This window comes from Rhodopseudomonas palustris, from assembly GCF_003031265.1.
GTDB lineage: Bacteria > Pseudomonadota > Alphaproteobacteria > Rhizobiales > Xanthobacteraceae > Rhodopseudomonas > Rhodopseudomonas palustris_H.
Genome location: NZ_CP019966.1, coordinates 3,924,362 through 3,937,264, shown reverse-complemented (window position 1 = coordinate 3,937,264; position 12,903 = coordinate 3,924,362). Strand labels below are relative to the sequence as shown.

Below are 12,903 nucleotides of genomic sequence, written 5' to 3'. Positions count from 1 at the left end.
GCAGAGGGCCGGGGTGAGGGGCGACGCGAGGATTTCACCCTCCCCTGGAGGGGGAGGGTCGCTCGCGCAGCAAGCGGGGTGGGGTGGCGACGAGTTCATCCGCAGTGCCCGCGGCTCACCCCACCCCGTCCCGCAGTCCGCTACGCGGCCTGCGTGCCGACCCTCCCCCTCAAGGGGAGGGTGAACGAGGTGCGCGTGGCTCGCGGCCATCCTCATCCCCCCTGCCGCGGCGTCAGGATCTCGATTTCGTCGCCGGCGGTGACGGGGGTTTCGTCCCATTTGCCGCGGGGGACGACGTCGTAGTTGAGCGCGACGGCGAAGTGGCCGCCGGTGCAGTCGAGCTCGGCCATCAGCGCGGCGACGCTGGCGGACTGAACCTCGCGCTGTTCGCCGTTGATGGTCACAAGCATCGCATCACCTGATTGTCGATCTCGCCGCGCTCGACATAGGCCACCACCTTCTCGGCCAGCGACGGCGCCATCAGGAAGCCGTGGCGATACAGGCCGTTGGTGGCGACGCGGCGGTTGCCGATGGCGATCCGCGGCAGGTTGTCGGGGAAAGCGGGACGCAGCCCGGCGCCGAGTTCGACGATATGGGCTTCGCCGAACGCCGGATGCACCGCATAGGCGGCGCTCAGCAGTTCCAGCGCCGAGCGCACCATCACCAGCTCGTCTTCACTCTCGACGGTGGTGGCGCCCAGCATGAAGTGATTGTTCTGGCGCGGGATGACGTAGAGCGGCCAGCGCGGGTGCATCAGCCGCACCGGGCGCGACAGCTCCACCTCGGCGGTCTTGATCACCACCATCTCGCCCTTGACGCCGCGCAGCTCCGGGGCCTTGTCGCGGGCCGCGAGGCCGCGGCAGTCGATCACCAGGCCGTCGAGATCTTCCGGAGTCATTTCCGATTCGAAATGGATGCTGCCGCCGGCCTCGATCAGCCGCTCGTGCAGGCGCGCCAGCACCAGCCGCGGCTCGACATGGCCTTCGTCCGGGAAGAACAGGCCTTCGCGGAACCGGCCGGCCAGCGCCGGCTCCAGCTCGGCGATGCCGTCGGCGTCGACGCGCTGATGGCCGGTGGTCATCTTGGCGAAGCGCTCGAAGTCGGCGCGGTCGCGCGGATGCGCCACCACCAGCGAGCCGTTGAACACCGCGTCCGGGAATTCCTTGCGCCACATCTCCAGCGAGCGCATGCCGATCTGGCTGACCATCGGCTCGGCGCCCTCGGCCTCGCAATACGGCGCCAACATGCCGCCCGCCCAATGGCTGGTGGCCTGTGTCATCTCGTTGTCGCCGCGCTCGTACAGACTAACCTTGCGGCCGGCGCGCGCCAGCAGCAGCGCCTGCCAAGCGCCGGCGATGCCGGCCCCGATCACCGACACCGGCGCGTCCTTGCGCAGGTCCGGCTTCTCGCTGCGCAGCGCTGCGGCGGTCAGCGCCGAAGAAGCTGAAGCCGAAGCAACTGAAGCCGAAGCAACGGAAGCAAACGCGGAAAGATTGGCGGATTCGGCCCCGCCGCGGCCTTCGACTGTCTGATGCATCCCTGTCCCTTCGCCGGCATGACCCGGATCAGGTTCAAAGGGTCACCGCGGTCTCTGTGCCTCGCGAATCGAAGCGGCGAGCGTGCGGTATCTCAGCTCCTCGTCGGAGCCCCCCTCGGAACGGGCTCAATGTAGGCCGATGCCCTGCCGTGTCAACGTGCCTTTGGTGCGATGCTGGTGGGCAAAGCCGCGCAGCAGGCCGGGTTCCTCGTCGCACGGGCGGCGCCGCCGCGCGTGTTCCGGTTTACGCCAAATTATCCGCCGGCGTGTTGGATCGCCGCAGCCGCAACCTGCAAGCGAGCGCCGCTGCATGACCATCACCGTTGCCGACGCCAACCAGATCAGCCTCGCCAGGCCGCGGCTGTGGCCGCTGGCGATCGGGCTCGGCGTCTATGCGCTGCTGTTGATCTCCGGCGACCGGCTGCTGAACGATCCCGATACGCTGTGGCAGGTGACGATCGGGCAGTGGATCATCGATCACCGCGCGGTGCCGTGGACCGACAGCTACTCGTTCACAATGGCGGGCCAGCCGTGGATCTCGACGCAGTGGCTGGCGCAGGTCGCATTCGCGGCGAGCTATCAGCTTACCGGCTGGGCCGGGCCGGTGGTGATGACGGCGGCCGCGCTCGGCGGCACCTTCTATCTGCTGGCGCGGCTGCTCGGCGCCCGGCTGAACGACACAGCCACCGTGATCTTCGCCGCCGCCGCCCTGGCGCTGACCGCCCCGCACATGCTGGCGCGGCCGCACGTGCTGGCAATGCCGGTGATGCTGGCCTGGGTCGGCGCATTGGTCGGCGCCGCGGACCGCCGCGGCGTGCCGTCATTGTGGACGCTGCCGCTGATCACGCTGTGGGCCAATCTGCACGGCGGCTTCGTATTCGGCATCGCGCTGGTGGCGCCGTTCGCGCTCGATGCGGTGCTATCCGCCGAGCGACCGCGCCGCGTCGCGCTGCTGCTGCGCTGGGCGCTGTTCGGCGTGCTCGCGCTCGCCGCCGGATGCCTGACGCCCTATGGCTGGGACTCGATCCTGGCGTCGCGCAAGATCCTGTCGCTCGGCGAGGCGCTGAGCCGGATCGGTGAATGGGCGCCGGAGGATTTCTCCAAGATCGGCGTGCTCGAGATCACGCTGCTCGGCGGCCTCGGTCTGGCGCTGCTGCGCGGCGTGACGCTGCCGCCGGTGCGCATCCTGATCCTGCTCGGCTTGATCCATATGGCGCTGAGCCACAGCCGCAATCTCGAACTCTTGGCGCTGCTGGCGCCGCTGGTGCTCGCCGCGCCGCTGGCCGCGCAATGCGGCGTCGCCGCGCCGGCCGCAGCGGCGACCTCGTCACGCGGCCTCACCGCTGCGCTGCTGGCGCTGGCGGTCGGCGGCACGCTGGCGTTTGCGACGTGGCACAGCTTCGCGCCGCGTTCGCTGTTCGCGCCGCAGGCCGCGGTCGCCGAGCTCAAGCGGCTCGGAGCCAAGCGGGTGTTCAACGACTACAACTTCGGCGGCTATCTGATCGCGAACGGCGTGCCGACCTTCATCGACGGCCGTACCGAACTGTTCGGCGAGACGCTGGTGGTCGATCACGACGACGCGGTCCGACTGCGCGTGCCCGACAAACTGTTCCGCCTTCTCGATACCTACGCCGTCGATGCGACGCTGCTGATCCCGAGCAGCCCGGCAGCTAAGCTGCTCGACCGTACAGAGGGCTGGCAGAAGGTCTATGCCGATGACCTCGCGGTGATCCACCAGCGCAAGCCCGGTGCGCTGCCGAACCCGGCGCCGTCGGTCACTCTGCCGCGCTGATAATTCCCGCCGGTCAGGCCGCGCGGCTCGGGGCCTGGCGGGGCAGGGTGATGCGCGCGATCAGGCCGTGCGGCGTGCGGGTGTGCAGCGAGAGCTCGCCGCCGTGGCCGCGGGCGATGGCGCGGGCGATCGACAGGCCGAGGCCGAACGAGGAGCTGTCGTCCATGTTGCGGGCGTCGTCGCCGCGCACGAACGGCTGCATCACGCTGTCCTTGTCGGCATCGGCAATGCCCGGGCCGTCATCTTCCACCTCGATGACGATCTCGTCCTGATGCAGCGCGAGCCGGATCGTCACTTCGGTGCCGAACCGCACCGCGTTTTCGACCAGGTTGGTGACCGCGCGATGCAGGTCGCCGGGCCGCGCCATTGCCATCGCGTGCTCGGGACCCTGATACGCGACCTTGGCGCCGATGTCGGCGAACTGATCGGTGATCAGCTGCATCGCGCTGGCAAGGTCGATCAACGTCGGCGCGTCGCGGGTGGCACCGTCGCGCAGGAAGGTCAGCACCGCGGTCAGCATCGCGCCCATCTGGTCGAGGTCGTGCAGCGTCTGGGTGCGCTGGTGATCGTCCTCGATGAATTCGGCGCGCAGCCGCATCCGGGTGATCGGCGTGCGCAGATCGTGGCTGATCGCCGCCAGCATCCGGGTGCGATCCTCGATCAGTGTGGTGATGCGCTCGCGCATCCGGTTCAACGCCCGCGCCAGCGAGCGGATCTCGGCCGGGCCGCGCTCCGGCAGCGGCGCGTCCGAACTATCCAGGCTGAAAGTCTCGGCCGCGGTGGCGAATGCCGACAGCGGCGCCGCCAGCGTCCGCGCCGCCCACAGCCCGAGCAGCGCGAGGCTGACCACGCCGATCAGCAGTGACGCCATCCACGGATTGCCCAGCACCGGCCGGTGCCGCTCCGGCGGCAGCCGCGCGCTGATCGCATCTCCTTCGGGCAGGGTGATGACGATCCGGTCGCCGCCGGCGAGATCGACGCGATAGTCCGGCCCGAGATGCCGGCGCAAATAGTCGATCTGGTGCGGCGGCCAGGCGCCGTCATGCGGACGGGCCACGGCCGTGGTGCCGGCGAGTTCGAGCTCCGGGAAGGCGGCGGCGATGGTGACGATCAGCTGCGGGCGGTCCGCCGCCGGCGTGCGTCCCATCAGTTCGGCGAATTCGTAGAGCTGATGTGGCTCCGGCTGCTGCGGCGGTCGCGGCATGTCGGGCCGGTTGGCGAAGAACGCCGCCGCGATGATGATGTGGCTGGCGATGATCGATGCCAGCACCAGGATCGCGATCTGGCCGCGGATGCCTTCCGGCTTCAGGCCGAAGCCGAGCGCCGCCAGCCGCGCGCGCAGGCTCATGCGGTTTCGACCTCCGGCGTGAACACGTAGCCGCCGGCCCGCACCGTCTTGATCAGCGTGGCTTCGCGCGGATCGGGTTCGATCTTGCGGCGGATGCGGCTGATCAGCACGTCGATCGAGCGCTCGAACGCGCCGACGTTGCGGCCGTGGGTGAGATCGAGCAGTGCTTCGCGCGACAGCACCCGGCCGGCGCGCTCGCACAGCACCTGCAGCAGGTCGAACTCGGCGCTGGTCATCGCCACCAGTGCGCCGTCGGGATTGCGCAATTCGCGGCGCCGGCAATCCATCCGCCAGCCGAGGAAGCCGAGCGTGGTGGCGCCGGGGGTGGCGCTGGCGGTGACCGCGCTCGCCTGCCGGCGCAGCACCGAGCGGATCCGCGCCAGCAGTTCGCGCGGATTGAACGGCTTCGGCAAGTAATCGTCGGCGCCCATTTCGAGGCCAAGGATACGATCGACGTCATCGCCGCGCGCGGTCAGCATGATGATCGGCAGCGCCGAATTGGCGCGGATCTTCCGGCACAGGCTGAGCCCGTCCTCGCCCGGCAGCATCACGTCGAGCACGACCAGATCGACGCGATGATCGGCGATCCAGCGCTCCATCTCGCGGCCGTCCGCGGCCGTGGCGACGTTGCAATTGTTGGCGCGGAGATATTTGGCGATCAGCGCGCGGGTCTCGCGGTCGTCTTCGACGACGAGAATCGATGGTGGTGCGGTGCTCATGGCAGGGGTTTTGCGATGTTTTGCCGGGACTGTAGCAGAGAATCTTGTTTCCGATTGTTTCTACCTGCCGCCCGGCAAAAACCCGCAACTAACTCAAGCCTTTGGCGAAGGTCTTGTTAATCGATTAACCATAGCGTCGGCTTCGATCCAAACCCGGAGCCTGCCCCATGACCGCAATTTCCTCCGCTGCCGCGGGCGGCAGCAGCTATCTCTCACCGCTGCAACTCCTGCAGAAGGAGCTCGCGTCGGAAGTCTCGTCCGGTACCGTGAAATCCAACGACGCCGACGCGCTGTCGTCGGCGCTGCAAGACATCGACTCGTCGCTGCAGAGCAGCCGCTCCAGCAGCAGCTCGGACTCGCGCCCCACCGATCTGAAATCCAAGATCGACGACCTGATCGCCAGCGAAGTCTCGAGCGGCAAGCTGACCACCGATCAGGCCACCGAACTGCAGAACGTGTTCAAGAACACTTTCGCAGGTGGGCCGCCTCCGGGCGGCGGTGCCGGCGGTCCGCCGCCGCCGGATGACGGCACCAGCGCGTCGTCGTCCAGCACCTCGACGGATTCGTCGTCATCGTCCGACATCAGCGACATTCTGAAGCAGTTCCTGCAACTGCTGCAGGATCAGCAATCGTCGACCGCCAACGCCTACAGCGCCAGCGGCTCGGCGGCATCGTCCGGCTCGTTCACCGCGCTGCTGATCAACTACCAGACCTGATCGTCTCGTCTTCTACCCGACAGTGTGACGCCGTCGGTTCGAGCGCATTCCCTTCCGCTTCGGCGCAAAGGGGATGCGCTCTTTTTGCTGGTGATGTCGGAACGCCGTTACGATGCGTGGACGCGGAACCCACGGAACTCTTCGGAACTCGTGAGCGGTCTGTCGACCTAATCGTTTGGTGCGCCGCAAGGCACTAAAAATAGTTCGATTGCGGGAACGCAGTGTGGAGTCCGCGGTTCTGTAGGCACCATTCACAAGCAAAGAGGGCAAGCCAATGAAAGCCAAGACGATCATCGCCGGTCTGCTGGGGACCACGCTGCTCGCGTCCGCCGCCTACGCGCAGAATCCGGCGCCGGCCGACAACAGCAGCACGATGTCGAAGTCGTCCGCTGCGGCGTCCGATTCGCAGCAGCACATGGGTCAGTGGCGTGCGTCCAAGCTGATCGGCGTCAACGTGTACAACCAGGGCAACGAGAAGCTCGGCGACATCAGCGAACTGCTGATCGACAACCAGGGCCGTATCCAGGGCGTCGTGATCGGCGTCGGCGGCTTCCTCGGCGTCGGCCAGCGTGACGTTGCGGTGACCTTCGACAAGCTGCAGTGGGTCAACACCCCGGTGTCGTCGAACACCGCGATGAACAGCCAGACCACTCCGGCCGGCTCGGGCACCTCGACGGCTTCTCCGGCCGCCGGCACCACCACCGGTGCGGCGACCTCGAGCAGCTCCTCGACTTCGGCGACCGCCAACAACGCCGATCGGTGGTATCCGGACCACGCGGTGCTGAACGCCACGAAGGATCAGCTGAAGTCGATGCCGGAGTTCAAGTACTCCAAGTAAGCGACGCGGACTTAAGGTCCCGTCACGCAAACACCGCCGGTTTTGCCGGCGGCGTTTGTGCGCGTTGCGAGGAAAGGGGTCAGCGCGGGACTTGCGGCAGCTCCGGCGGCTTGAGCCGGGTGACCTTGACTTCGAGGATGCCGTTGGCCTCGGCGGTGATCCGCAGCATGTTGGAGTCGAATACCAGGTCCGACAGCCGCAGGCTGGAGATCTCCGAGGAAATCCGCAGGCCGTCCTCGTTGCGCTGATAGGTCGCGATCATATTGCCGACCCGGCGCTGGATGTTGGTCGACTCCGGCTTGAGGTCGATCACCGCCTTGTCGGCGATCGCCTTCTCCAGATAGGGCACCGCGGCGCGGGCGGTGTCGCCGAGCAGGCCGAACGCGGCTTCGGATTCGACCGCCAGCTTGATGTCCGACAGCCGCAACGTCTGGTCTTCCTGATCGAGCGTCGGGCGGCCCCAGATGTGCAGCGTCGCCTCGGTGCCGAAGCCGAAGAAGCTGCGGTTCTCCTTGGCATCGACCAGCAGAGAGATCAGCAGCCGGTCGCCGCTGGCGGCGAGCTTGGCACGCTTCACCGTGATCGCGGCGCGGCTGTCGCCCTCCGGGAAGGTCTTGCCGACGAACTGCGCTTCCAGAATGCGGTCGAGCTCCTGGAACGGGATGTCAATCGGCACCGCGACTTTGACCCCGGCGTTGTCCGGCGCGACCATCTGCAGCGCCGGCGGGAACGGGCATTGTGGCTTGGTCGGACCGGCGGTGATGCGGGTGTCGGCGACGATGCCGAGCGTCAGCGTGGCGGCTGCGGCATCGACCTGCGGCTGGGCTGCGAGCGCCCGGGTCGGCCGAATTTCCAGGAAGAAGCCGTTGGGAATGCCGGCGCCCTGCAGCGGCACCGAGCGGCACAGCCGATCCCATTCGCGCCGGGCGCTGCGCTCCAGCGCGCCGTCGTCGCGGATCTGGCGCTCCAGCACGCCGAGCTGATCGGCGATCGCCTTGTCGATCACCGGCTTGACCTGCTGCGGCACGTCGATGCGGACGCCGCCGACCGAGACGCCGGAATCCGACAGCGCCACTTCAGCGTCGAGATGCGGATCGACATGCCAATTCGGCAGCACCTGCGGCCGCGCACTGATCGCGATCGTGCCCTTGATCTCACCGTTGGCGTTGAACGACTTGATGTTGACGCCGATCTGCTTGGCCATCTTGTTGCCGAGCAGCCGGCCGAGCGTCTCGTCGACCTTGGACTGGGTGTTGGCGGAGAGCGAGCCCTTGGCATTCACCGTGCCGGTGAGCGGCGAGGTGATGGTGAGCTGATCCTTGGCGCCGCGCACCGTCACGGTGCCGCGCGTCGCGGTCCATTGGATGTCGGCGTTCTGCACATATTGCGACAGCGGATTGTTGGCTTTGCCGGAGAAGGTGCGCGGCGCGACGGCATCGACCAGGTCGCGGATGGTCCCGAGCGGCACCGACACCGGCACCACCACGGTGGACTGCCGGATCGGCGGCAAGGGTGGCAGCGCCTGCAGGCTCGGCGGCGAGATGGCGCGCGGCGCCAGCCAGTCGAACGCCTTCAGCGTGACCGTGAATGAAATCGCGACGATCGCGAGTGCTACCAATCCAAACTTGACGAAACGCATCGATACCCCGGGGCGGAACGGCCGGGACAATACAGCCCGGGGGCGGGGGGCGCCAGCCGCGCCAGCCCCGCGGGCCGCCAAGCCGTGGAAAGACCCGCGAACCGCCGCGATATCGCCGGTAACGGCGCCGCAGATGCGGCGGAGTGTTGCCGGAAATTACAGCCGGATCGGTCCGTCGGGCTCGCAGCCCAGTGCGCCGCCGCGCTGTGCCCACAGATTGCACACCGAATCCGCGCTGACCGGGCCTTCGACCACCAGGCACTGGTCTGGTGCCTGATAGAACCGGCAGGAGCCGCAGCGCCGCCCGGAGGACGCGGTCGCGACAAAGCGGGCATCCTGCTGCGATGATTTCCGCGGGATCACCGCCGAACATCCGGCGGCCGGCTGCGCCCGGCCGGTCGTGGCGGCCGTGCAGGTCGCTGCCAGCGTCAGGCCGGCGATGCCGAGCAGGCGCCGGCGCGACACCAGGGCCGCGGAGTCGATCGGCTTGTCCATCACAGTCCCCCTTCGCCGCGGCGCACAGAACGAGACAGGCCGCGATCGGGAGAACTGATAGTTCCGTCGTGCTGACGGTTAGCTGACAACGCTCGCGGTAAGCGGCGATGGATGCTGGACGCAGATGCGCGCGGCCTCCGGCGAGACCGCGCGTTTGAATTAACTCATCGCTTACCGCCGGGGCGAACTCAGCCGCGGCGTCCGGTGCCCGCATCTGCGGCGCGGCGGTTGTCGGGAAGCACGATCACCTTGGCGCCGACGTTGACCCGCGAATACAGATCCTTGACGTCCTCGTTGGTCAGCCGGATGCAGCCCGAGGAGACGTGGGTGCCGATGGTCGACGGCGCGTTGGTGCCGTGGATGCGATACACGGTGCCGCCGAGATACATCGCGCGGGCTCCGAGCGGATTGCCGGGGCCGCCGGCCATGTGGCGCGGCAGATAGGGCTGGCGGGCGATCATTTCCGGCGGCGGCGTCCAATCCGGCCACTCGGCCTTTCTGGCGACCGCCTTGACGCCCGACCAGGTGAAGCCATCACGGCCGACCCCGATACCGTACCGGATCGCACGCCCGCTGCCGAGCACGTAGTACAGATAGGTGTTCGGCGTATCGACGATGATGGTGCCCGGGGCTTCGCGGGTCTGATAGGCGACGATCTGGCGCTTCAGCCGGGCCGGCAGCTCGGCGACGGTGCCGTCCTCGTCTTCCTGGGGCGCGACCTGGGGCTGCGGTGCGCTCTGTTCGACCGGCGCGTAGGCCAGCGGCTGCATCGCTTCCGGCTGCGGCAGGAAAGGCAGGAACGGGAAGGGTAGCGTCTGCGCCGCATTCGCGGGTGCGGCGATGGCAATGGTCCCGATCGCGACGATGGCGACCGCAGCGGCACGGCTGGTGCGCGGAAAACGGATCATGTCGGGTCCCCCTGTGGGTGCTCTGTTCGTTCGCCTCGACGCCTTTTCGGCGACTTGTTGCGTAATCAGTACTCCACCATCCGTTTCCGGACGTTTTCGCCGACCGATGGATTTGGTTTCGTCGCAGTAGGGATTTGTTTCGCCTGTCCGCCCGGCTGGCTCCCGGAGGCGCGCCCGATCGTTTGATCAAGCGCAATTGAGAAAGCCCGCCTGCCCGATAAGCCAAGGCCCTCGCGCGGTGCGGGCAAGGGTCGGGGGAGTTTGACGACATGGCGACAGTGAAGTTTTTCGGCAACGAGGCGGTGCCGCTCGAGATGCACAAGGTGCGGATCGTGCAGAAACTCAACCTGCCGCCGGTCGAGCGCCGCCTGGAAAAGATCACCGAGGCCGGCAACAACACCTTCCTGCTGAAGAACGACGACGTCTTCCTCGACATGCTGACGGATTCCGGCGTCAACGCGATGAGCGACCGCCAGCAGGCCGCGATGCTGACCGCCGACGACTCTTACGCCGGCAGCGCCACCTACACCCGGCTCGAAGACAAGCTGCGCGACATCTTCGGCATGCACTACTTCCTGCCGACCCATCAGGGCCGCGCCTGCGAGCACATCCTCGCCAAGGTGTTCGTCACGCCCGGCAAGGTGGTGCCGATGAACTATCACTTCACCACCACCAAGGCGCACATCGTGCTGCAGGGCGGCACGGTGGATGAACTGGTGACCGACGCCGGCCTCGAAGTGACCAGCGCCAACCCGTTCAAGGGCAACATGGACATTGCCAAGCTGCGGGCGGTGATCGAGAAGGTCGGGGCCGCCAATATCGGCTTCGTCCGGATGGAAAGCGGCACCAACCTGATCGGCGGCCAGCCGGTGTCGCTGCAGAACCTCGCCGACGTCAGCAACGTCTGCAAGGAGCACGGCGTTCCGCTGGTGCTGGACGCCAGCCTGCTCGCCGACAATCTGTACTTCAACAAGACCCGCGAGGATCACTGCAAGACGCTGTCGATCCGCGAGATCACCCGCCGCACCGCCGACCTGTGCGACATCATCTACTTCTCGGCGCGCAAGCTCGGCTGCGCCCGCGGCGGCGGCATCTGTATCCGCGACCGGGCGCTGTACGAGAAGATGCGGCCGCTGGTGCCGCTGTATGAAGGCTTCCTCACCTATGGCGGCATGTCGGTGCGCGAAATGGAAGCGCTTACCGTCGGCCTCGAAGAGACCATGGACGAGGAGATGATCAACCAGGGGCCGCAGTTCATCGCCTACATGGTCGACCAGCTGGTCGAGCGCGGCGTTCCGGTGATCACTCCGGCCGGCGGCCTCGGCTGCCACATCGACGCCAAGCGGTTCGTCGACCACATTCCGCAGTCGCAATATCCGGCCGGCGCGCTGGCGGCGGCACTGTACGTCGCCTCCGGCATCCGCGGCATGGAGCGCGGCACGCTGTCCGAACAGCGCGAGCCGGACGGCAGCGAGATCTACGCCAATATGGAGCTTGTGCGCCTCGCGATGCCGCGCCGGGTGTTCACGCTGTCGCAGGTCAAATACGCGGTCGACCGCATCGCCTGGCTGTACGCCAACCGCAAGCTGATCGAAGGCTTGACCTTCGTCGAGGAGCCGGAGGTGCTGCGGTTCTTCTACGGCCTGCTCAAGCCGGTGACCGACTGGCAGAACAAGCTGGTGGCGAAGTTCCGCGAGGACTTTGGCGACAGCCTGTAATCATCGCTGTTACTTAAGTCTTGCAGCACAAACGTCGTCATGCCCGCGCTCGTCGCGGGCATCCACGTCTTGGAGACCTGTCGAGCAAGGCGTGGATGGCCGGGATGATGCCCGGCCATGACGAGGGCGGCAAACGGACGTTCGATTCCATTCGGTACGACGCCGCGTGTTCGGAACCTGGGAATCCTGAATGCGTTGCTCACGGGGGCAACATCAGGAGGCCAGCATGGCTGCGAAGAAAGCCACCAAGAAGACCACGACGCGCGGACGCAAGCAGGACCGGGCCCGCGTCGCCGCCGGCCAGGACTACGAAGTCCGCTACGAAGCCAAGAAGACCGGCCGCTCCGCGCCCGCGGTGAAGAAGGCCGTCAAGAAAGTCGGCAACGCGCGCAAGAAGGTCGAAAAGCGGCTGGCGAAGAAGGGGTAAACCGGTTCGCTCCGATCTCGGATGCGCTCGCTTTGCTCCAGCGCCGTCCACTGACGCGAAGCACTTCCGCAGCGTCCATCGCCCCGCAGCAACCGCCGCGGCGGCGCATGGTTGGACGTAGCTAGACCTTTCCACGTCATTGCGAGCGAAGCGAAGCAATCCAGGCTGCATACCCTGAGCTGGATTGCTTCGTCGCTGCGCTCCTCGCAATGACGGGGAGAGGCCGGGTGTCAGTGGGTCGGCAGCCGGCTCCCTAAATTCGAGGCTGCCACTGCTGGATCGTTCGACCTCTCATCGCAGAGGAGCATGACAAGCCAGCCCCCTGACACGACAACCGTCCCGTCGGCGACGTTGACACAGCGCATTATTTCGATAATTCTCGATATATGAAATCAGAGGACGCCATTCTCGCGCTCGGGGCGCTAGCGCAGGGGACGCGGCTGGAGGCGTTTCGGCTGCTGGCGGCGCATGAGCCGGACGGGCTCGCCGCCGGCGCGATCGCCGATGCGTTGGCGGTGCCGCAGAACACGATGTCGTCGCACCTGGCGGTGCTGGCGCGGGCCGGGCTGATCCGGTCGCAGCGGTACAGCCGCTCGATCGTGTACCGCGCCGACCTCGCGCGGTTTCAGGAGGTCGCGCTGTTCCTGATCAAGGATTGCTGCGGCGGCCGGCCGGAGTTGTGCGCGCCGCTGATCGCCGATCTGCAGCCGTGCTGCGCGCCGGCCGCAAAACCCACGCGCGGCAAGGCGCGAGCCAAAAGCTGAGG

The 12,903-nt window shown here is 67.2% G+C and carries 13 protein-coding genes and 1 riboswitch; of the genes, 6 read left to right on the top strand and 7 right to left on the bottom strand.

Going from position 1 to position 12,903, the window contains the following annotated elements:
- Nucleotides 1–212: 212 nt before the first annotated feature.
- Nucleotides 213–410 carry a sulfur carrier protein ThiS gene (gene thiS / locus RPPS3_RS18320; protein ID WP_107345339.1) on the bottom strand — a complete coding sequence of 66 codons (198 nt, stop codon included), beginning with the start codon at nucleotides 408–410 and terminating at the stop codon, nucleotides 213–215.
- On the bottom strand, nucleotides 401–1,537 hold the full coding sequence (locus RPPS3_RS18315) for an FAD-dependent oxidoreductase (RefSeq protein WP_107345338.1): 1,137 nt from the start codon (nucleotides 1,535–1,537) through the stop codon (nucleotides 401–403). Before RPPS3_RS18315 ends, thiS begins: the two co-directional genes overlap by 10 nt.
- Nucleotides 1,526–1,663: riboswitch (TPP riboswitch) on the bottom strand. (Overlaps the previous gene by 12 nt.)
- Nucleotides 1,664–1,847: 184 nt before the next feature.
- Between RPPS3_RS18315 and RPPS3_RS18310 the strand changes: the two genes are divergently transcribed.
- Nucleotides 1,848–3,329 (top strand): hypothetical protein, encoded by a 1,482-nt coding sequence (locus RPPS3_RS18310; RefSeq protein WP_107345337.1) that lies wholly within the window; start codon nucleotides 1,848–1,850, stop codon nucleotides 3,327–3,329.
- A 13-nt stretch (nucleotides 3,330–3,342) separates the two neighbouring features.
- Here RPPS3_RS18310 and RPPS3_RS18305 read toward each other — a convergent pair whose 3' ends face one another.
- Both RPPS3_RS18305 and RPPS3_RS18300 read right to left on the bottom strand, forming a co-directional pair.
- Complete coding sequence (locus tag RPPS3_RS18305; protein WP_107345336.1) at nucleotides 3,343–4,677, bottom strand: ATP-binding protein; 1,335 nt, start codon at nucleotides 4,675–4,677, stop codon at nucleotides 3,343–3,345.
- Nucleotides 4,674–5,396 carry a response regulator gene (locus tag RPPS3_RS18300; protein WP_107345335.1) on the bottom strand — a complete coding sequence of 241 codons (723 nt, stop codon included), beginning with the start codon at nucleotides 5,394–5,396 and terminating at the stop codon, nucleotides 4,674–4,676. The genes RPPS3_RS18305 and RPPS3_RS18300 overlap by 4 nt, the downstream gene beginning before the upstream one ends.
- 167 nt (nucleotides 5,397–5,563) lie before the next feature.
- Here RPPS3_RS18300 and RPPS3_RS18295 point away from each other — a divergent pair, with 167 nt between their 5' ends.
- Both RPPS3_RS18295 and RPPS3_RS18290 read left to right on the top strand, forming a co-directional pair.
- A complete protein-coding gene (locus RPPS3_RS18295; RefSeq protein ID WP_107345334.1) occupies nucleotides 5,564–6,112 on the top strand; it encodes a hypothetical protein in 549 nt (182 codons plus the stop codon).
- A gap of 274 nt (nucleotides 6,113–6,386) precedes the next feature.
- Nucleotides 6,387–6,950, top strand: coding sequence for a PRC-barrel domain-containing protein (locus RPPS3_RS18290; protein WP_107345333.1), 564 nt, complete (start codon nucleotides 6,387–6,389; stop codon nucleotides 6,948–6,950).
- 79 nt (nucleotides 6,951–7,029) lie between these two features.
- Here the strand turns inward: RPPS3_RS18290 and RPPS3_RS18285 are convergent, their stop codons facing one another.
- From RPPS3_RS18285 to RPPS3_RS18275, 3 genes are all read right to left on the bottom strand, one after another.
- Nucleotides 7,030–8,589: a DUF4403 family protein gene (locus RPPS3_RS18285; RefSeq protein WP_107345332.1), complete on the bottom strand. Its 1,560-nt coding sequence runs from the start codon at nucleotides 8,587–8,589 to the stop codon at nucleotides 7,030–7,032.
- A 156-nt stretch (nucleotides 8,590–8,745) separates the two neighbouring features.
- Nucleotides 8,746–9,084, bottom strand: a complete 339-nt coding sequence (locus RPPS3_RS18280) for a hypothetical protein (protein WP_107345331.1) — start codon at nucleotides 9,082–9,084, stop codon at nucleotides 8,746–8,748.
- 188 nt (nucleotides 9,085–9,272) lie between these two features.
- The gene (locus RPPS3_RS18275) at nucleotides 9,273–9,992 is read right to left on the bottom strand and encodes a L,D-transpeptidase (protein ID WP_107345330.1); all 720 of its coding nucleotides are present in this window, start codon (nucleotides 9,990–9,992) and stop codon (nucleotides 9,273–9,275) included.
- A 269-nt stretch (nucleotides 9,993–10,261) separates the two neighbouring features.
- Here RPPS3_RS18275 and RPPS3_RS18270 point away from each other — a divergent pair, with 269 nt between their 5' ends.
- The 3 genes from RPPS3_RS18270 to RPPS3_RS18260 all read left to right on the top strand — a co-directional run bounded on the left by RPPS3_RS18270 (nucleotide 10,262) and on the right by RPPS3_RS18260 (nucleotide 12,901).
- Nucleotides 10,262–11,710 carry a tryptophanase gene (locus RPPS3_RS18270; protein ID WP_107345329.1) on the top strand — a complete coding sequence of 483 codons (1,449 nt, stop codon included), beginning with the start codon at nucleotides 10,262–10,264 and terminating at the stop codon, nucleotides 11,708–11,710.
- A 226-nt stretch (nucleotides 11,711–11,936) separates the two neighbouring features.
- Nucleotides 11,937–12,137, top strand: coding sequence for a DUF3606 domain-containing protein (locus RPPS3_RS18265; protein WP_107345328.1), 201 nt, complete (start codon nucleotides 11,937–11,939; stop codon nucleotides 12,135–12,137).
- 386 nt (nucleotides 12,138–12,523) lie between these two features.
- Nucleotides 12,524–12,901, top strand: a complete 378-nt coding sequence (locus tag RPPS3_RS18260; protein ID WP_107345327.1) for an ArsR/SmtB family transcription factor — start codon at nucleotides 12,524–12,526, stop codon at nucleotides 12,899–12,901.
- Nucleotides 12,902–12,903 lie beyond the last annotated feature (2 nt).